Raw genomic sequence first — 18,068 nt, forward strand, 5'->3', positions numbered from 1 at the left:
TCAGTCAAAAGGGAGCCGTTCAAAACAACCCGTGAGTTGGCAAGATGAGCTTCGCTTACCGTTAAAAAGACGAATTTTTACAGCAAGCGAGCTCAGAAATTGCCACATCTAAACCACCTTAGTGATTACATTTCTGTCAGGTTGGCCGCGTGCCTAATCGTTCAGCAGTTTTTATGATCCATCGCTTTCGCTTTGCTCTCAGCGACAGGCGGTTGAGAGCTCTGCGTTTGAGCTACCTGGTACGATTCCATCGAATTATTTTTGGCCAATTCCATACGTGCGAAAGTCCGATCACCACCGCCCTCAGCCATAGCCAAAGATGAAATGCTCAGAGCAGCGATGACGAACAAGGATTTGATAGTGTTCATTTGGGGTTTCCTCAGATCAGTACTGGCCGCCCCTGAATCCAATCGTGCATTGATTCGTAGCGGGTGAGCATTAGGCTCAATAGGACTATAAGGGTCACCCGCTGTCGGGAAGCTTAGGCCAATATTACAGTTGCGTCAGGTTGTGATATTTCTCTTGAAGAACATCGTATTTAGTCCTTAAGGTCTCGGTCTTCCAGCGCGCATCGATATTACTCACCAATAATATCAACGGGCGAACCTTTGTAGGTTTTCGTTACTCAAGGTGACTATGTCTTTGAACCTCTATTGGTCGGAGATGTGAATCCGGAGGTATCGCGTAGTAAATAAGTGAGCTTGTTGAGGATTATTGCTTGAGTATTAGTTTCGAAAAAGCGGTCGGCGTAGCGGAAAGAGCTTTGAATCTTCGTAGCCAAAGAGCCGAAATCCTGAGTAACAACATCGCAAATGCTGATACGCCGAACTACAAGGCCCGAGATTTAGATTTTTCTACTGTGCTCGCCCGCGAAATAGAAAAAACACCTGCCACTCTATTTTCTTTGGAAACAACAAATGTAAAACACATTGCCGGAATAGAATCCGTAAGCGATATTTATGGAATTAGTTTGCTTTACAGTACACCGGCTCAACCTGCCATTGACCAAAATACTGTCGATCAGCAGGTTGAGGTCGCAAAGTACACAGAAAATGGAATACGTTTCGACGCCGCTTTTACTCGGTTGAATGGAGCATTCAAAGGTTTGCTCAAAGCTCTGCGAGGTGATTAGTAGCGCAGGGGCTTGCGAGCGGTAATTGTGGTCGACGCTGCTATGGTATCCCTGAATGTTCACCAAGTGGATCCCCCCTGCAACGGGCGTCTGACCAGGGGCAGCTGTCAGCGCTTCAAGCGCTGATCTGGCAAGGAAAACCTACCGCCTCGACAGCTTTACGAATCTGCTCTGGGCTTTCGCTGCTTTCAACTCTCACCTTACCGGCTGACCGATCCACGGAAACCGTAGCTTCGTTATCCATTGACTGAATCGCCTTGGTGATTTTGCTGACGCAACTGCCGCAACCAATGCCGGAAACATTTAAAACGAACATGGTTTTTTACCTCTCAAGCTGAGCGGTTTCTTTTCGCCGCACCAACAGCATCGACGTTGACACGATGGCAAGGTCAACAGTTATCTGTTTCGGGTTGTGACCGTCATTGTGATGGGTAGTTGGGCAGACTTGACCACTCGTTTGCATTTGACCTGACCAACCATTTGCAGCGTATTCGACTTTGGCCATCGCCGGCAGAGAACGGTTAGAGGCGGACATTACAGCTCCTCTCGCTCCTCGCTCGCACTTGAGGCCTCTTTTCTGCCAGGGACTGTAGATGCTCTCTCCGCTCTATGATCTTGCATAGGCATAGGGGGTATGCCTATCATGCGCAATACATAGGTAGGGGGGGTATCCCATGGGCCATATTGCAGCAAACAAAGAAAATCTTCTCAAACGCGTAAAACGCATAGCCGGACAAATCCAAGCCGTTGAACGAGCATTGGAATCGGATCTCGATTGCGCAAAAACATTACACCTTGTTGCTGCCACTCGCGGAGCAATCAACGGCTTAATGGAGGAAATCATCGAGGACCACGCGCGGGAGCATGTCGCGAACCCTGCGCTCAGCGAAGAAGAGCGTAACAGGGGCGTCGAAGAGCTTCTTGAAGCCATTCGCCGTTACGCTAAGTGAACGCATCTAGGTACACACTCATGAGCAACACCAACATCAATTACACACACGACCACGTGTTCCTTGGCTCAGCGCACGACGAAAATGCCAAGCGTACGCTTTGGGTTGTGGCACTGACGGTGCTGATGATGGTCGGCGAGATCACCGCCGGCTATATTACGGGTTCGATGGCGTTACTGGCCGATGGCTTCCACATGGCAACCCATGCCGGCGCATTAGGCATCGCGGCGGCCGCTTACGGATATGCAAAACGCCATGCTTCCAGCGAGCGCTACAGTTTCGGTACCGGAAAGGTTGGAGACTTGGGCGGATTCGCCTCGGCACTGGTTCTCGGTATGGTCTCCCTGGGAATTGGCATTGAGTCTGTCATGCGCCTCTTGCAGCCAACGGAAGTTCAGTTCGGCACCGCTACGCTCATCGCGATTACCGGTTTGATTGTCAACATTGTCAGTGCGTTGTTGCTGGGCCACGGGCACAGTCATGAGCACGACCATGATGATCATGCCCATGCCCATGCCCATGCCCGTCACGGGAACGACAACAACCTGAAATCTGCGTACGTCCACGTTATCGCGGACGCGCTCACTTCAGTTCTGGCCATTGCGGCACTGCTCGCCGGGCGTTATCTCGGTTGGGTTTGGCTGGATCCGGTCATGGGTATCATCGGCGCCATTGTTATCGCGCGTTGGGCCTGGACCTTGATGGGGGGCACCGCAGGTGTGCTGCTGGATCAGACAGATGCGCACGTTGCCGAGGAAATCCGCGAACTGGTTGAGAAGCCGGGGGATGCCATCATCACTGACTTGCATGTCTGGCGGATTGGGCCGCAAGCCCATGCGGCCATCGTCAGCGTCGTTGGTAAGGCCACTGCGAACGCCGACAGCATTCGTGAACGTCTCAAGCCGGTTCACGAAGTCAGCCATCTGACGGTCGAGTTTCGACCGGCCTGATTCAGAGCCTGCCCTCCATTGTCTCCAAAGGAACCCGCAATGCCACCAGGGAAACGCGAACTGGCGCGGATAGAACGCCGGTTGATTACCAGGCTCACCGAAGCGTGTGAAACAGCAAAAGGTGAAATCAAAGGCTTTATCTGGCTCACCCATACCGCTGACCTCAACGCGCTGGCTGAAACCCTGAAGGTCATCTGGGTATTCGAAACCTTGGCGGATAGAAAGCTCGCCTTGTTTGACGCGAAGGCGCGCATCTTTGAGCTGACGGCTATCGCGTTGAAGGAGGCCGACATCGTCCTGACCCCTTCAGACCACAGCGTCCACTTCGACTCTGAGGAGGAGTGTCAGCGAACTCACGGAGGTTACTGGAACACCCGCCTGACTCAATACGTGTGTCCAAAGGTGGCTGACAATGGCTAAAGAAATCGAGAATCCCTGCATCTCAGTTTGTCAACTCAGTGGTGATCTGTGTATGAGCTGTGGGCGAAGCAAGGAAGACATCAGAAAATGGAAACGCATGAAGCGGCCTGAAAAAATGGCCGCTGTGCAAAGGGCGAGTGTGCGCTTGAAGGACTGAAGAAAACACATGGGTAGTCCCTTGCCCAGATTTACCGCTTTGGGTCGTTATGAGCCCCTCAGCTTTGATGTCTGGTTGGTCAAATTCTCAATCACAGATCAGTCAAATGCGAATGACTGGTCAGGTTCTATGCAAACGCATGGCAAGTGCGCTGCAATTTTGAAGTTCAGTCAATTCGGGTATTCCTCAGTCTCAATGCATTGAAAACTACAGATGCAGAACTGACGCTCATGGCTATGGCAGCGATCATTGGCGACAAGAGGTGTCCCGTCAGTGGATAGAGCAAGCCTGCGGCAAGGGGGATACCCATCGAGTTGTAAAGAAAGGCGAAACCCAAGTTTTGCCGCATGTTTTTTACTGTTGCGACCGAAAGAGCCCTTGCTCGCAAAATCCCCATCAGGTCGCCTTTTACTAGCGTGAGTTGCGCGCTATTCATCGCAACGTCAGTCCCTGTCCCCATGGCAATGCCCACATCTGCTCGCGCCAGGGCTGGTGCATCGTTGATACCGTCACCGGCCATGGCGACCTTCCGGCCGTTTTGCTGAAGGTCTGCGACCAGACGCTCCTTGTCCTGAGGTTTCACTTCACCGTGGACTTCTTCAATCCCCATCTCCCTGGCGACAGCCCGAGCGGTGGTGAGCCCGTCGCCAGTAGCCATGATGATTTTGATGTCATCAGCCTTGAGCTTGGTGACTGCTTCTTTGGAGGTCGGCTTAATCGGATCTGATACTGCCAACAACCCTGCCAATACCCCGTCGACTGCGAGGTAGATGATGCTGATGCCGTCAAGTCGCAACAACTCTGCACGCTTTTGTAGGGGCTTGGTGCTGACACCTGCGGCTTCCATCAACGCGGTGTTCCCCAGTTGGATCTTCTTGCCATCAACGATGCCACTGACCCCGATACCTGAACCAGACTCAAAGGATCCTGGCTTGGTGAGCTTAATGTTCTCGGTTCGGGCGTGATCGACGATTGCATGAGCCAAGGGATGTTCGCTGCCCTGATCAAGGCTGGCAGCAAGCTGAAGAACATCGTGGGGATTGAAACTGGGTGTGGCCTCCACACTGTGAAACACTGGCCGTCCCTCTGTCAGGGTGCCTGTCTTATCGACAATCAGTGTGTCGATCTTGCATAGGTTTTCGATGGCACTGGCATCCCTGAACAGCACGCCCATGCTGGCTGCTTTACCTGTCGAAACCATGATCGACATGGGCGTAGCAAGACCCAACGCACAGGGGCAAGCGATGATCAGCACGGCGACAGCGTTGATCAGACCAAACACCCAGCTGGGCTCAGGGCCAAAAAGCCCCCAACCAACAAATGTCAGTATCGCAATCGCGATAACACCCATCACAAAGTAGCCGGCAATCGAGTCGGCCATTCGTTGCATTGGTGCTTTGGATCGCTGAGCCCGAGCGACCATCTGTACGATCTGTGACAGCATGGTCTCGGCGCCGACCTTCTGCGCCTCCATTACTAAGCTCCCATGTGTATTGAGCGTGGCACCGATCAGACTATCTCCAGCTCTCTTCATTACCGGCACTGGTTCGCCAGTAAGCATGGACTCATCCACCGCACTTTCACCTTCCAGTACTGAGCCATCAACTGGAACCTTTTCACCGGGTCTGACCCGTAGATGGTCTCCAAGGTGGACATGGGTGAGAGGAATGTCTTCTTCCTGTCCATCGGTATTGATCCGGCGTGCTGTCTTGGGCGACAGGCCGAGAAGGGACTTGATGGCGGCGGAGGTTTGCGATCGTGCTTTGAGCTCAAGAATCTGCCCAAGCAAGGTGAGTGAGATGATGACCGCTGCGGCTTCGAAGTAGACGCCGATGCGTCCATCTTGCATGAAGGTGGCCGGAAAGCTTTGAGGTAAGAGCGTTGCCATGACGCTGTAAAGGTATGCTGCGGCGGTACCCAACCCAATCAGTGTCCACATATTTGGGCTGCGATTTCTAATAGATGCTATGCCTCTGACAAAAAAAGGCCAACCTGCCCACAAGGTCACCGGTGTCGCCAGAGCCAGCTCGATCCAGTTTTGGATCGGGCCATGGAAAAGTTGTAACGTGTGTCCCGCCATGGCGAGCAAGGTCACTATCACGGTTAATGGCAGCGACCACCAAAAGCGGCGGGCGAAATCCCGGAGTTCAGGATTTTCTTCTTCATCGAGCGCGGGTATGACCGGCTCTAATGTCATGCCACATTTAGGGCAGTTGCCGGGTCCGGGCTGGCGTATTTCCGGGTGCATCGGACAGGTAAACTCAGTGCCTGTTTGTACCGCAGGCTCTGGAGTGGTGACGCGGGACTCGGCGCTCGAAACATTACTGCTGAAGCGTTCAGGATCAGCTCGAAACTTCTCCTGGCATTTCAGGCTACAGAATTGATACTTCTGTCCCTGATAAGACTCACCAAATTTACTTGATGAAGTGACTGCCATTCCGCACACCGGGTCACGTAGATCATCGTCATTTAGCGGAGCAGCATGGGCGTGACTGTGGTCGTGGTGGCTCGATATGTTAGGCATGTCTATTTCCCTTCTTTGTCCTTGTGGGTTGCTGCCTGATCGCCATGGCTATGTCCGCCATGGCTATGTCCAAAAAAATGCATTAATGGACAGATCAACAGAATCAGATAAGGCCAAAATGGATAAACGTGGCTGAAATGCTCCCGCAACACGTAGAAGGCACCAATCGCAATGAGCATGATTAGGACAACGCCTGTTTTGCGCCTCCAATATGGTGCGGTGGTGTTTCCATCCAGGCGCTGATGGTTACTCATGATCTAAGCCTCACTGTGTACTCTGCAACAGAGCGTAGCCAACTCCTGTGTCGAAGCGGTGGGAGAAGCCGGCTTAGGCTTATTTCAGGTCAAACTGACCGACCATTCCCGATTGGTAATGTCCGGGCACATTGCAGGCAAACTGAAGGCCTGTGCTGTTGTTGAAGGTCCAGATCAGCTCTTGGGTTGCGCCAGGCTCAATCAGGACGCTGTTCGGGTCGTTGTGCTCCATTCCGACCATCTTCATTCCACCCATGCTGTGGCTCATACCGCTCATCGTTTTTCCGGTACCGGTGGGGTTAAGCGTCCCGTTCTGGAACATGCTTGCCATTTCTTTTTGGTGTGCTGCATGAGCAGAGGCTTTGCCGATGTTGAACTCGTGCAGCAGCGAACCATCATTGCGAAGGACAAATCGAATGGTTTCACCAGGCTTAACGTCGATGCTTTCAGGTTTGAAGAAAATATCGCCCATCTCGACCTCCACCGTACGAGTAACCTGAGAGGCGACTCCAGGCTGGCCGATGTCCTCTTTCCCATGCCCTGCGCTGGCCATAGCCGTAGCACCGAAGAGGAGAGTGATTGCTGCGATGACAGGGGTAACGAGCTTAGCTTTCATAGTGACCTCGAGAGTAAGAGGAGTGGGAGCACTGGCTATGCTAAAGACATGGAGCTGCCAGTTAACTGACCTGAACACTACATTTCTGTCAGTTTTCAAAAAAGCACGGCGTCCAAATGACGCCGTATTTAACGTTACTGTTCAAAAAGCCCATTGGAAGCCGGTTTTCACTGATGATTCTCTGAAAGCATCAATTTGTGCTCGCGCTGCATTTGGTTCAAAACGTCATCGACGATTTTGTCGTGCTTTTCCATCCAGGCGAGGTGCTGCTGAGGAGACATTGAGGCGTCTGGATGATCTTTATGGAGTTGGCTCATGAGCTCTCCCAGCATCTTCATATGCTCAGTCATGTGGACATGACGCTGACCTTCAGGAGCGTTTTCAGCTTGTATCAGGACAGCTTCTGCCTTGTTGCGCAGACCCTCCATACGCTCTATAACCCGGTCTCCGCCACTTTCAGCCCATACAGAAGCTGAGACGAGTATTGAGCTCACAAAAAACAGAATTTTCAGGCGATTCATGGGGCAACTCCTTATGGAATTGTTTTCCGGCTCCTAAACGTTTCATGCTGAAGAGTCGGTCGAGCACTAGGAAGTACTCATGCTTGAACCCTAGACAGCGCTCGCTGACATCTACCTGAAGCCAATATTACTTTTCTGTCAGTTGCTGGTTGGCTGCCGGTTTTCGTTGCAGACTCCGCTTCATCACTATCAGAGAACGACCTCATGAGACTTCTTGTCGCTGAAGACGAACCAAAAATAGGTATCTATTTGCAGCAAGGACTCACCGAGGCGGGGTTCAATGTTGATCGTTTTACTAATGGAAAAGAGGCGCTTCAGCACGCTTTGAGCGAAGCGTATGACCTGTTGATTCTCGACGTCATGATGCCTGGATTGGATGGCTGGGAAGTTCTGCAGAAGGTTCGCGCTTCCGGGAAAGACGTCCCCGTACTCTTTCTCACAGCGAGAGACCGCGTTGAAGATCGAGTTAAAGGACTTGAACTCGGCGCAGATGACTACCTGATCAAACCCTTCGCATTTTCTGAATTGCTTGCTCGAGTCAGAACGTTGCTGCGTCGCGGTAACAGCGCGCCTTCGCAAACCTACATGAAATTGGCTGATCTGGAGGTGGACCTACTCAAGCGTCGGGCCATTCGTGCAGGTAAGCGCATCGACCTTACGGCCAAAGAGTTTGCGTTGCTTGAGCTGTTGCTGCGACGTCGTGGGGAGGTGCTGCCAAAGTCACTTATCGCTTCCCAGGTTTGGGATATGAACTTCGATAGCGACACCAACGTTATCGAGGTTGCGGTTAGACGGTTGAGGGCCAAGATAGATGACGACTTTGAGGTCAAGTTGATTCATACCTCGAGGGGAATGGGTTACATGCTAGACGCGCCTGATTCGGAGTCGGAATGAATCGGATGTCCCTGACAACTCGCATGAGTCTGATGTTCATGCTCGCGGTAACGGCCGTGCTTACGGTCGCCGGACTTAGTTTCAACAACCTCAGTCGGCATCACTTTAAGATGCTGGATCAGCAGGCATTGAACGAAAAGCTCCACTCGACCCAGAGAATTTTGTCCGGGTTGAACACCATCGATCAATTCAGCGAATTTAAGCCTGAGCTGGAAGCGCTGCTGGGTGCTCACCGGGATTTGACGGCCCTAATAATCGATGGTGAAGGCAAGCTGCTGTTCGCAGATCCCGGTCCGGTAGATATTCCGAAGGAGTTCCGCACAACCACAAACAACAACGTCTGGGAGTGGCGGGAGCAAGAGCAGATGTTCCGTGGCGTGACAGCACAAGCCGTTGTGACGGGGCAAGACAAGCCGTTGACAGTCATTTTGATCTTTGACGTTACTCAGCATATGTCCTTTTTCGAGACGCTTGAGCGCTGGTTTTGGATAGGGCTGGTAATTAGCGCGCTGGTCAGTGCGGCGCTTGGCTGGATGGTAGCAAGCAGTGGCATGCGGCCTATTCGCCAGGTCACGCGGGTCGCCGCCTCTATGTCAGCAAAATCACTAAAAGAGCGCATCCCTTTAGCGCCTGTTCCTAAAGAACTTCAGCAAATGGTGCTGTCCTTTAACGCAATGCTGTCCAGACTCGACGATGCATTTGTCCGGTTATCGAATTTTTCCGCAGACATTGCCCACGAACTACGGACTCCTGTAAGCAACTTGATGACCCACACCGAAGTCGTGCTTTCAAGAAAAAGGAATATAGAAGACTACGAAGACAACCTGTACTCAAATCTTGATGACTTGAAGCGTATGAGTCGGATGATTGATGACATGCTATTTCTGGCGAAGTCAGACAATGGTCTGATCACCCACGAGAACAAACCAATAGATTTGGTGGAAGTCGTGGAGAAACTGCTTGAATACTACCGTCTTTTGGCAGATGAGCGAGGGATAGAACTGAAGGTTTCAGGAAGGGGCAGCGTCCGAGGCGATGTCCTTATGCTCCACAGAGCTATATCTAACCTGCTCTCTAATGCGCTTCGCTACACCTCGGAAGGGAAGATGATCAGTGTCGAAATCCTCCAGAAGGAGATGTCGGTATTGGTCGTCGTGGAGAACCAGGGTGAACCCATTGCCCCCGAACATCTTGAAAAGCTCTTCGATCGTTTTTATCGCGTGGACCCAGCGCGCAGGGAAGGAAGCCCAAGCAACGCAGGGCTAGGTTTGTCGATTACCCGATCAATTATTGAGGCGCATGATGGCAAAATCTGGTGTACGTCATGTGACGGTAAAACGGCCTTTCATCTCGAGTTTCCTAGTGTTGACTTGCAGGTCAGCTGAGCAATGCCGCATTTGTGATCAACGGCGTTAGCGCGACTTGGGCCTGCATCCAGTTTCGTAATTTTTTGAATGAGTGAATACCCCAGTATTTGCGGCGTGCGGTCTCGTTTCTAAGACTTGCGACCTTCGCCAATTCGATCCCAAACAGCGTGTCAAGCTGACTGAAATGTAATCGAACAGTTTGCGTTCGTGTGGCATCGTGTTCTTGCACTGTGACGTTGGGGCTTAGCGAGATTTTCGTGTTCAACCTGCACTAGAGATGGAAGCTCCGAGTTAACCATCAGTGGTTTTAAATTGAAAATTACAAACTAGTTCTTCCCAAACAAACCTCAAATCAACAGCTCTTGCTGTGAGGAGTCTTGCATGTCATTCCTTAAAACTACGACCGTAGCTGTTGCACTTACTGCTGGTTTGCTTCTGAGTGCCGTAGCTCAAGCACATCCAAAGCTCCTTTCTTCCACTCCGGCGGAAGGCTCGGATGCGGCGGCCCCTTCGAAAATTGAACTGCACTTTTCCGAGAATCTCACCACTCAGTTTTCCGGTGCAAAACTGATCATGACTGATATGCCTGGCATGCCGAACTCTCCAATGGGTGTAAAGGCCGCCGTCGCTGCTGGCGGTGATCCGAAAACGATGGTGATTACGCCGGCTGCACCTCTGACGACCGGTACCTACAAAGTTGAATGGCGTGCAGTCTCCTCGGACACCCACCCGATCACCGGCAACTTTTCCTTCAAAGTGAAATGATCCATGAGCGACTCAATAAATATTGTGGTTCGCTTTGCTCTCTATTTTGACCTGATGTTGTTATTTGGATTGGCCATATTTGGCTTGTACAGTCTCAGGGGAAAAGAAAGGGTATCGGGCACGGTCTTGAATTTTGAGTCGCTTCTTTACGGTACTTCTGTTGCAGGTGTAGCTCTGTCCCTTGCCTCGATGTTGTTGCTTGCGAAAGCAATGAGCGGTGTATCGGAGCTTATGGAGCTACATCACCACATTTTTGAAATGGTCATCATGGGCACCGACGTTGGGTTGACCTGGATGGTCCGAATAGCCGCCTTGGTTGGGGCAATTATGGGCGTCGCGTTGAACAAACGATTTCCGACACCCAGCCTCTGGATCGTCACCGTGTGTGGAGCAATCGCGTTGGCCACGCTAGCCTGGACAGGGCACGGTGCCATGGACGAAGGCAGCCGCCGCTACTGGCATTTTCTGAGCGATATTTTCCATTTATTAGCGGCAGGTGGCTGGTTGGGTGCTCTAGCGGCCTTCGCTCTACTGCTGCGGTTGAAATCGCTGAAGGGCGAGGAGGAAGCACGAATTCTTGCCCGCGTGCTGACTGGCTTTGAGTCGGCCGGCGGTGTGATTGTTGCGATCATAAGCGTAACGGGAGTCGTGAATTACCTTTTCATCGTCGGTCCAAACCTTGATGAGGTCATGCTGAGTACCTATGGTCAGCTGCTGTTTTTGAAGATCCTGCTCTTTGCCGGGATGATCGTTTTAGCCACACTGAACCGCTTTCACTTAAGCCCGCAGTTGGAGCGCTCAGTTCGCAATGGTCAATACTCTGTAGCGGTTAATGCCTTGCGCCGCAGCATGAAATTCGAATTCCTGATGGCAATCCTCATCATCTGTCTGGTCGCATGGTTAGGCACGCTAAGTCCTGAAATGGAAATGAGCGCGCAATAGAGGTTTCTGGCAGCTAACCAAGAAGCCGGGAACGGGATTGTTAGCACCATTTCTACTGGCTACACTTCAGTCCATGACACGCTATGTACGGTTTTGCCTGATATTCCTGATTAGCTTGGCGCTTCCCCTCAGTGGGATGGCGGGTGTTCAGGCGCCGACAGAGCCGTGTCCCATGCAAACCATGGGCATGGCGATGATGGACGGCATGGGCCAAGACTGCTGCCATGACATGAAAAGTCCCACCGAGCATGGTAAACCCTGCAAGCCGGGCCAGGAGTGTAAGACCGGCGGCATGCTGCAAGTCTCTATCATCAAGCCTCTGGTCCCCCTATCTAGCCCCCTCGAAGCGTCCATCTCCATAGACTCCCATCCTGTCCAAACCCCTTCAGGGGTATGGCGACCGCCCCGCATTTGATTCCTGTACCACACTGAGCCTCATTCCGCGTTAGCGGGATGGCATATCTGCGTGCATGTCTGATGAAGCGCGCAGTGGATCATCACAGGAATCGTGAACATGAACTCCAAGTGCTATTGCACAGGGTGGTCCCTCGTGGCCGGCCTGGCGGCAAGCGTACTGGCATTGCCGAGTCTCGCTGCCGCATTGACACTCGATGAAGCTTTGCAGCTGGCTGAAAACAATGCGCCGTCGCTGACTGCACAAGACGCGAAAATTCAGGCTGCCAGTAGTGCGGCCATCCCCGCTGGTGAACTACCCGATCCCAAGTTGCTGCTAGGCGTACAGAACTACCCCATTGGGGGGCCGGATCGCTGGAGCATCGACCAAGACTTCATGACTATGCGAATGGTCGGAGTCAGTCAGGAGATGCCCAGCAGCGCTAAGCGCAAAGCCCGAATCGAGGTCGCTGATGCGGCCATTGAACGCGCCGCCGCTGAGCGCCGGGTCGAACGTCTAAAGGTTCGTCAGGCCACGGCGTTGGCCTGGATCAACAGCTACTCGGTTGAGCGTAAAGACACTCTGTTTCAGGACCTCTACAAAGAAAACCGTCTGCTGGCCGATACCGTCCGGGCACAAATTGCCGGTGGCCGCGCTCAACCTGCTGATGCAGTAACGCCCAAACAGGAAGCGGCACAACTGGAAGAGCAGCAGGACGATCTGATTCGTCAGAGAGCGCAGGCCCGAGCTGCCCTGAAGCGCTGGATTGGACCAGCCGCCAATGACAAACCTGTGGGCAGCTTGCCTGAATGGCCTGTCGAAGCCTCTGACTACTCTCATAAGCTGCAACATCACCCAGAATTGGCAGCTTTTGCGCCAATGACCCGCGAAGCGCAAGCCAAGGTCCGTGAAGCCGAAGCGGAAAAACAGTCGGATTGGAGCTGGGAAGTCGACTATCAGAATCGCGGCCGACAGTTCGGCGACATGGTCAGCGTGCAATTTTCCTGGGATCTACCACTGTTTCCTGACTCTCGGCAAAACCCCAAAATTGCGGCCAAGCACGCTGAACTCAACCAGCTAGAGGCCGAGCGGGAAGCCCTGTCACGCAAGCATACCCAGCAACTGGAGGACGATCTGGCCGATTATGAACGCTTGAATCGTGCCGTTCGCCGAACCCTGGACAGTCTGCTGCCTCTGGCCAAGGAGAAGGTCGAGCTCAGCATGGCCAGCTACCGCGCCGGCAAAGGCGATTTGAACTCCGTCGTGGCTGCTCGGCGCGAGCTTATCGAAGCCCGTCTCAAGCAGATTGATGTTGAAGAGCAGCGTGCTCTCACCAGCGCTCGCCTGTATTTCGCCTATGGGGAGTCCGCTCAATGATCTCTAGAACACGGAAAGGGGTATTTGTTGTCAGCATCTCAGTTGCTTTGGGGGTTGCCGGTGGTTACTGGTTGGCCCAACCGAGGGTGAGCTCGGTACCGGATGCAGCACCGGAGCAGAAGCCTGAGTCATCAGTCGATCGCAAAGTTCTGTATTGGTACGACCCCATGTACCCACAACAGAAATTCGATAAGCCGGGTAAGTCGCCCTTCATGGACATGCAAATGGTCCCTCAGTACGCGGATAGCAAGGGGGACAGTGACACTGTTCGCATTGATCCAAGCCTGACCCAGAACCTCGGTGTGCGACTGGCTACCGTCAGTCGAGGTGTGTTTGCTTCGAGTCTGGACGTTGTCGGAGTGTTGGCTTTCAACGAACGGGACGTCGCCGTCATTCAAGCCCGTACGGCGGGTTTCGTCGAGCGCGTGTATGCCCATGCTCCTGGCGACGTGATCAAAGCCAATGCCGCCATGGCGGATATCCTTGTACCTGAGTGGGCTGCGGCTCAGGAGGAATTTCTCGCACTCAAGCGCAGTGGCGATACAGGCTTGCTGGCAGTGGCTCGCCAGCGCTTGCGGCTCACCGGGATGCCGGCGGCATCAATTGCTCAAGTAGAGCGCAGTGGCAAAGTCCAACCAAACCTGACCCTCACCAGCCCTATTAGTGGTGTGCTGCAAGAGCTCAATGTGCGCGAGGGTATGACGGTGGCCGCCGGCGAGACACTGGCACGCGTTAATGGTTTGAGTAGCGTCTGGCTGGCCTTGGCCGTTCCGGAGACTGAATCTGGATCGATCCTCATGGGGCAAACGGCAGAGGCGCATTTGCCCGCGTTCCCTGGGGTTGTGCTCAAGGGCGTCGTCAGCGCGATTCTTCCGGAAACCAATCCGGATAGCCGCACCCTTCGCGTACGCGTCGAGTTACCCAACCCAGAAGGCCGTCTCAGGCCGGGTATGACCGCACGAGTGAGCCTCAATCGTTCAACGGAGCAAAGTGTGTTGTGGGTGCCGAGCGAGGCCGTCATTCGCACCGGTCGACGTGCTCTGGTGATGCTTGCTGAAGACGCTGGCCGCTATCGTCCTGTTGAAGTGTTGATCGGGCAGGAAAACGATGACAAGACGGCGATCTTGAAAGGTCTGGAAGAGGGCCAGAAGGTGGTTACCTCTGGCCAGTTCCTGCTCGACTCGGAGGCCAGTCTCAAGGGCATCGTTGCAAGCTCGGAGGAAGAGTCACCACCCAGCGCAGCAGTCTCCAGTTTTCATGAGGCGGATGGGCAGATCGTTGAGATCAACGACAAAGAAGTCACACTCGCCCATGGTCCCTTCAAAACGTTGGGCATGCCTGGCATGACGATGACGTTCCCACTCGCTACTCCGGCGCTGATGCTGGGCCTCAAAACGGGCGATAAGGTTCGGGTTGCGGTGAGTCAGACCGACGATGGCCTGCGTGTTGAGCGTCTAGACAAATCGGGGAGCCAGCCATGATCGCCGCCCTGATTCGCTGGTCAGTGGCCAACCGATTCCTGGTGCTACTGGCGACACTTTTTGTCACGGCTTGGGGCATCTGGTCGGTGCAGAGCACGCCCATTGATGCGCTGCCGGATCTCTCCGATGTTCAGGTGATCATCCGCACCCCGTATCCGGGACAGGCACCGCAGATTGTCGAGAACCAGGTGACCTATCCGTTGGCCACCACCATGCTTTCGGTGCCTGGCGCCAAGACCGTGCGCGGCTACTCCTTCTTTGGTGACAGCTTTGTCTATGTGCTGTTCGAAGACGGTACTGACTTGTATTGGGCCCGCTCGCGGGTGTTGGAGTACCTGAGCCAAATACAAAGTCGCTTGCCGGCCAGCGCCAAACCGGCGTTGGGGCCAGATGCGACAGGCGTTGGCTGGATTTTCCAGTACGCGCTGGTAGATCGCAGTGGCGGACACGATCTGGCGCAACTTCGTGCACTTCAGGACTGGTTCCTCAAGTTCGAACTCAAGACTCTGCCCAATGTTGCCGAGGTGGCCACCGTGGGTGGGATGGTCAAGCAGTACCAGGTGCAGCTTGATCCACTCAAATTGGCCAGCCTCGGTATCACGCAGGCCGAGGTGACCGAAACGATCGGCAAGGCCAATCAGGAAACCGGCGGCGCCGTCCTAGAGATGGCAGAGACCGAGTTCATTGTGCGGGCTTCCGGCTACTTGAAAACGCTCAATGATTTTCGGGCGATCCCACTCAAGCTGGGATCGGGCGGTGTGCCGGTGACCCTTAGCGATGTCGCCACGATCCAGTTGGGTCCGGAAATGCGGCGTGGCATCACCGAACTCGACGGCGAAGGCGAGACGGTTGGCGGTGTGGTAATTCTGCGCAGCGGCAAGAATGCTCGCGAAACCATTGCGGCGGTCAAGACCAAACTCGACGAGTTGAAAAGCAGCTTGCCGGCGGGGGTGGAAATCGTCACCACCTACGACCGCAGCAAGCTGATCGACCGCGCCGTGGAAAATCTCAGCCACAAGCTAATCGAAGAGTTCATCGTCGTCGCGTTGGTCTGCGGGATCTTTCTCTGGCACCTGCGTTCATCTCTGGTGGCAATCATCTCCCTGCCGGTGGGGGTACTGATTGCCTTCATCGTGATGCGCTATCAAGGGATCAACGCCAACATCATGTCCCTGGGCGGGATTGCCATCGCCGTCGGCGCCATGGTCGACGCTGCCGTGGTGATGATTGAAAACGCGCACAAGAAGGTTGAGGCCTGGCACGCGGCCAATCCTGGGGAGGAACTGAAAGGTGAACGTCATTGGCACGTGATGACTGAAGCGGCGGCGGAGGTAGGACCAGCACTGTTCTTCTGTTTGTTGATCATCACGCTGTCGTTCATTCCGGTGTTCACCCTGCAAGCGCAAGAGGGGCGGCTATTCGGCCCGCTGGCTTTCACCAAGACCTACGCCATGGCCGCGGCGGCGGGATTGTCAGTGACCTTGGTGCCGGTGTTGATGGGCTACTGGATTCGGGGACGAATTCCCAGTGAACAACAGAACCCGTTGAACCGCTGGCTCATCCGGATCTACCAGCCGGCTCTGGATGCAGTCTTGCGACGACCGAAGATCACGCTGCTGGTCGCGTTGCTGGTTTTTATCAGCGCATTATGGCCAATGTCGCGCTTGGGTGGCGAGTTTCTTCCACCGTTGGACGAGGGCGACCTGCTCTATATGCCTTCGGCTCTGCCGGGATTGTCGGCGCAGAAAGCGTCGCAACTGCTGCAACAGACCGACCGCCTGATCAAGACCGTGCCGGAGGTCGAACATGTCTTTGGTAAAGCCGGTCGTGCTGAAACTGCCACCGACCCGGCGCCGTTGGAGATGTTCGAAACCACCATCCAGTTCAAGCCGCAGGAGCATTGGCGTCCAGGCATGACTCAGGAAAAGCTAGTGGAAGAGCTGGATCGAGTGGTGCGAGTTCCTGGGCTGACCAATATCTGGATACCGCCGATTCGCAACCGTATCGACATGCTGGCTACGGGGATCAAGAGTCCTGTTGGGGTGAAAGTTGCCGGCACCAATCTGACGGAGATTGATGCCGCGACTCAGGCGGTCGAGCGAGTGGCTAAGGGCGTACCCGGTGTCAGTTCGGCTTTGGCCGAGCGATTAACCGGTGGGCGTTACATCGACGTGGATATCGACCGAAAAGCCGCCGCCCGCTACGGACTGAATATCGCCGATGTGCAGTCGATCGTGGCCGGCGCTATCGGCGGTGAAAATGTCGGCGAGACCATTGAAGGGCTTGCACGCTTCCCAATCAACGTCCGCTACCCTCGGGAGTGGCGGGATTCGCTCGGTGCTTTGGAGCAGTTACCGATCTACACCCCACTAGGCAGCCAGATCACCCTTGGCACCGTGGCGAAGATCAAGGTCAACGACGGGCCGCCAATGCTCAAGAGTGAGAACGCACGGCCTTCAGGCTGGGTGTACATCGACGTGCATGGCCGGGACATTGCCTCCGTGGTGGTCGATCTACGCCGGGTCGTCAGTGAGCAGGTAAAGTTGCAGCCCGGCATGAGCTTAAGCTACTCAGGTCAGTTCGAGTTTCTTGAAAGGGCCAACGCACGACTCAAACTGGTGGTGCCTGCCACGCTGTTGATCATCTTCGTGTTGCTCTACCTGACATTTGCACGCCTTGATGAGGCTTTGCTGATTATGGCCACGCTGCCATTCGCTCTCACGGGCGGGGCATGGTTTCTCTATCTGTTGGGATTCAACCTGTCGGTCGCCACCGGGGTCGGCTTTATCGCCTTGGCCGGTGTTTCTGCAGAATTTGGCGTGATCATGCTGCTCTACCTGAAAAATGCCTGGGCCGAGCGTCAAGACCTCGGTGACAACACAGAACACGGGTTAATGGCCGCGATTCGTGAAGGCGCTGTGCAGCGCGTTCGACCCAAGGCCATGACCGTTGCGGTGGTTATCGCTGGTTTGTTGCCAATACTTTTGGGAAGCGGTACCGGCAGCGAGGTGATGAGCCGCATTGCCGCCCCGATGATTGGAGGTATGGTTACGGCGCCCTTGCTATCGCTGTTTGTGATCCCGGCGGCCTATCACCTCATGCGTCGTCGACACTTGTCCGTTGAGCCTGGCAAGCACTGACGCGTAAAAATGCATACAAAAGGGGCTGCGCTTGCAGCCTCGTTTGAACTGCACAGCCCGTTTTCATCAGTCCTACGCGCGGTATGTATCGAAATTAGCAAGTTTATGTCTTTTGCATAAACTCGCTAATTTCGATACATACGCTGTGGTCAGTGCCGTTACCCACCAGCACTTGCCAGAAAAA

20 protein-coding genes are annotated in these 18,068 nt (G+C 54.1%); 13 read left to right on the forward strand and 7 right to left on the reverse strand.

All coding sequences use genetic code 11. From position 1 onward, the window contains the following. Window positions 1–161 precede the first annotated feature (161 nt). Window positions 162–368 (reverse strand): co-regulatory protein PtrA N-terminal domain-containing protein, encoded by a 207-nt coding sequence (locus QMX93_RS00385; protein WP_042556878.1) that lies wholly within the window; start codon window positions 366–368, stop codon window positions 162–164. Between the two features lie 350 nt (window positions 369–718). On the opposite strand from QMX93_RS00385, the gene flgB reads away from it, so the two are divergent. Continuing rightward, window positions 719–1,132, forward strand: a complete 414-nt coding sequence (flgB, locus tag QMX93_RS00390) for a flagellar basal body rod protein FlgB (RefSeq protein WP_042556877.1) — start codon at window positions 719–721, stop codon at window positions 1,130–1,132. A 115-nt stretch (window positions 1,133–1,247) separates the two neighbouring features. Here flgB and QMX93_RS00395 read toward each other — a convergent pair whose 3' ends face one another. Beyond that, window positions 1,248–1,448: a heavy-metal-associated domain-containing protein gene (locus QMX93_RS00395; RefSeq protein WP_080895979.1), complete on the reverse strand. Its 201-nt coding sequence runs from the start codon at window positions 1,446–1,448 to the stop codon at window positions 1,248–1,250. Window positions 1,449–1,454: 6 nt separating this feature from the next. Further along, window positions 1,455–1,667, reverse strand: coding sequence for a hypothetical protein (locus tag QMX93_RS00400; protein ID WP_140396035.1), 213 nt, complete (start codon window positions 1,665–1,667; stop codon window positions 1,455–1,457). 139 nt (window positions 1,668–1,806) lie between these two features. Between QMX93_RS00400 and QMX93_RS00405 the strand changes: the two genes are divergently transcribed. Genes QMX93_RS00405 through QMX93_RS00420 form a run of 4 tightly spaced genes read left to right on the forward strand, consistent with a single transcriptional unit; the run spans window position 1,807 to window position 3,609 of the window. Further along, window positions 1,807–2,082, forward strand: a complete 276-nt coding sequence (locus tag QMX93_RS00405) for a metal/formaldehyde-sensitive transcriptional repressor (RefSeq protein WP_042556876.1) — start codon at window positions 1,807–1,809, stop codon at window positions 2,080–2,082. Between the two features lie 20 nt (window positions 2,083–2,102). After that, entirely contained in the window at window positions 2,103–3,032 is a 930-nt protein-coding gene (gene dmeF, locus QMX93_RS00410) for a CDF family Co(II)/Ni(II) efflux transporter DmeF (RefSeq protein ID WP_047297385.1), read from the forward strand. Between the two features lie 39 nt (window positions 3,033–3,071). After that, a complete protein-coding gene (locus QMX93_RS00415; protein WP_042556874.1) occupies window positions 3,072–3,452 on the forward strand; it encodes a hypothetical protein in 381 nt (126 codons plus the stop codon). Next, window positions 3,445–3,609: a DUF1289 domain-containing protein gene (locus QMX93_RS00420; protein ID WP_080895978.1), complete on the forward strand. Its 165-nt coding sequence runs from the start codon at window positions 3,445–3,447 to the stop codon at window positions 3,607–3,609. Before QMX93_RS00415 ends, QMX93_RS00420 begins: the two co-directional genes overlap by 8 nt. 166 nt (window positions 3,610–3,775) lie before the next feature. Here QMX93_RS00420 and QMX93_RS00425 read toward each other — a convergent pair whose 3' ends face one another. From QMX93_RS00425 to QMX93_RS00440, 4 genes are all read right to left on the reverse strand, one after another. Continuing rightward, window positions 3,776–6,133, reverse strand: a complete 2,358-nt coding sequence (locus QMX93_RS00425; RefSeq protein ID WP_080895977.1) for a heavy metal translocating P-type ATPase — start codon at window positions 6,131–6,133, stop codon at window positions 3,776–3,778. A gap of 2 nt (window positions 6,134–6,135) precedes the next feature. Further along, window positions 6,136–6,387 (reverse strand): DUF2933 domain-containing protein, encoded by a 252-nt coding sequence (locus tag QMX93_RS00430; protein WP_080895976.1) that lies wholly within the window; start codon window positions 6,385–6,387, stop codon window positions 6,136–6,138. Window positions 6,388–6,466: 79 nt separating this feature from the next. After that, on the reverse strand, window positions 6,467–7,003 hold the full coding sequence (locus QMX93_RS00435) for a plastocyanin/azurin family copper-binding protein (RefSeq protein ID WP_042556872.1): 537 nt from the start codon (window positions 7,001–7,003) through the stop codon (window positions 6,467–6,469). Window positions 7,004–7,170: 167 nt separating this feature from the next. Next, window positions 7,171–7,524, reverse strand: coding sequence for a co-regulatory protein PtrA N-terminal domain-containing protein (locus tag QMX93_RS00440; protein WP_042556871.1), 354 nt, complete (start codon window positions 7,522–7,524; stop codon window positions 7,171–7,173). Window positions 7,525–7,728: 204 nt separating this feature from the next. Here QMX93_RS00440 and QMX93_RS00445 point away from each other — a divergent pair, with 204 nt between their 5' ends. The 8 genes from QMX93_RS00445 (at window position 7,729) to QMX93_RS00480 (ending at window position 17,884) form a co-directional block, all read left to right on the forward strand. Then, the gene (locus tag QMX93_RS00445) at window positions 7,729–8,418 is read left to right on the forward strand and encodes a heavy metal response regulator transcription factor (protein ID WP_042556870.1); all 690 of its coding nucleotides are present in this window, start codon (window positions 7,729–7,731) and stop codon (window positions 8,416–8,418) included. Next, the gene (locus QMX93_RS00450) at window positions 8,415–9,803 is read left to right on the forward strand and encodes a heavy metal sensor histidine kinase (protein ID WP_042556869.1); all 1,389 of its coding nucleotides are present in this window, start codon (window positions 8,415–8,417) and stop codon (window positions 9,801–9,803) included. The genes QMX93_RS00445 and QMX93_RS00450 overlap by 4 nt, the downstream gene beginning before the upstream one ends. A gap of 363 nt (window positions 9,804–10,166) precedes the next feature. After that, window positions 10,167–10,550: a copper homeostasis periplasmic binding protein CopC gene (gene copC / locus QMX93_RS00455; RefSeq protein ID WP_042556868.1), complete on the forward strand. Its 384-nt coding sequence runs from the start codon at window positions 10,167–10,169 to the stop codon at window positions 10,548–10,550. Between the two features lie 3 nt (window positions 10,551–10,553). Next, the gene (copD, locus tag QMX93_RS00460; protein WP_042556867.1) at window positions 10,554–11,492 is read left to right on the forward strand and encodes a copper homeostasis membrane protein CopD; all 939 of its coding nucleotides are present in this window, start codon (window positions 10,554–10,556) and stop codon (window positions 11,490–11,492) included. A gap of 73 nt (window positions 11,493–11,565) precedes the next feature. Then, on the forward strand, window positions 11,566–11,907 hold the full coding sequence (locus QMX93_RS00465) for a hypothetical protein (RefSeq protein ID WP_080896087.1): 342 nt from the start codon (window positions 11,566–11,568) through the stop codon (window positions 11,905–11,907). Window positions 11,908–12,006: 99 nt separating this feature from the next. Further along, window positions 12,007–13,263 (forward strand): TolC family protein, encoded by a 1,257-nt coding sequence (locus QMX93_RS00470; RefSeq protein WP_042556865.1) that lies wholly within the window; start codon window positions 12,007–12,009, stop codon window positions 13,261–13,263. Beyond that, window positions 13,260–14,744 carry an efflux RND transporter periplasmic adaptor subunit gene (locus QMX93_RS00475; protein ID WP_042556864.1) on the forward strand — a complete coding sequence of 495 codons (1,485 nt, stop codon included), beginning with the start codon at window positions 13,260–13,262 and terminating at the stop codon, window positions 14,742–14,744. Before QMX93_RS00470 ends, QMX93_RS00475 begins: the two co-directional genes overlap by 4 nt. Continuing rightward, window positions 14,741–17,884, forward strand: coding sequence for an efflux RND transporter permease subunit (locus tag QMX93_RS00480; protein WP_282351371.1), 3,144 nt, complete (start codon window positions 14,741–14,743; stop codon window positions 17,882–17,884). The genes QMX93_RS00475 and QMX93_RS00480 overlap by 4 nt, the downstream gene beginning before the upstream one ends. Window positions 17,885–18,068 lie beyond the last annotated feature (184 nt).

The organism is Pseudomonas sp. PS01303 (assembly GCF_029959385.1).
Classification (GTDB): Bacteria; Pseudomonadota; Gammaproteobacteria; order Pseudomonadales; family Pseudomonadaceae; genus Aquipseudomonas; species Aquipseudomonas rustica.